Source organism: Streptococcus intestinihominis, assembly GCF_046824975.1.
Classification (GTDB): domain Bacteria; phylum Bacillota; class Bacilli; order Lactobacillales; family Streptococcaceae; genus Streptococcus.
Map to the genome: position 1 here is coordinate 9,778 of NZ_JBKQBL010000004.1, position 687 is coordinate 10,464.

Here is a 687-nt window from a genome sequence, read left to right on the forward strand (position 1 = left end):
ATTCTGCTCCTTGGTTGTTATTCTGCTCTCCAATGGTAAAGGCTGTATTCAACTTCTGGTCATAGTAATCTTGATATTCTGGATCTGTTTGTTGGCTTACGCCATCGATATGTACCAGAGTATCTCGCATAAAGCTGACCATTTTCACCTTGCCGTCCTTGTTGTTGACATTGACCACCATGATGGAGTCCGTTCGCGTCTCAGATGAGCTTTCCCCAATCCGACCATCCGTTCCCAGGATCAGGATATTGACCCCGTCTTTGGTCTTCTGACCGTTAAAATACTCTTTAACAGCTGGTTGGGCGTTAGTCCCACCAGGTTTGCTATTCAAGCCTTTTAGAAACATAAAGACCATTCCACCAAGGACTAACAAGAAGAAGATGGCTATCCATTTTAAAATACGTTTGAAGCGGATCTTTCTTCCCTTCTTACGTTTGGGAAGGGCTGCTACGTCCTCTCGATTCTTTTTATTGGTTTTGGGTTTGTCCTTCCGGCTACGTGATGGATAGACTGGTAATTCGTCAGAATTGTCTTCTCCTCTACTTGAAGGTGCAACAGGCTCTTCTGCTCTTTCTGAAACGGGATCGTCTTGGAATCGTCCCTCTGATTTATTTTTTAAGTACTTGTATTCCAACTGCTCCTTTTCGTTCAGGTAATGGTAGTTGGAATAAAGATAATCCAATCTCT

The 687-nt window shown here is 43.2% G+C and carries 1 protein-coding gene; it reads right to left on the bottom strand.

Annotated features, from left to right (window positions below; all coding sequences use genetic code 11):
* Positions 1-687 (bottom strand): LCP family protein (locus tag ACLOR3_RS06925; protein ID WP_412037130.1); only part of this gene is annotated, 687 nt, incomplete at both ends.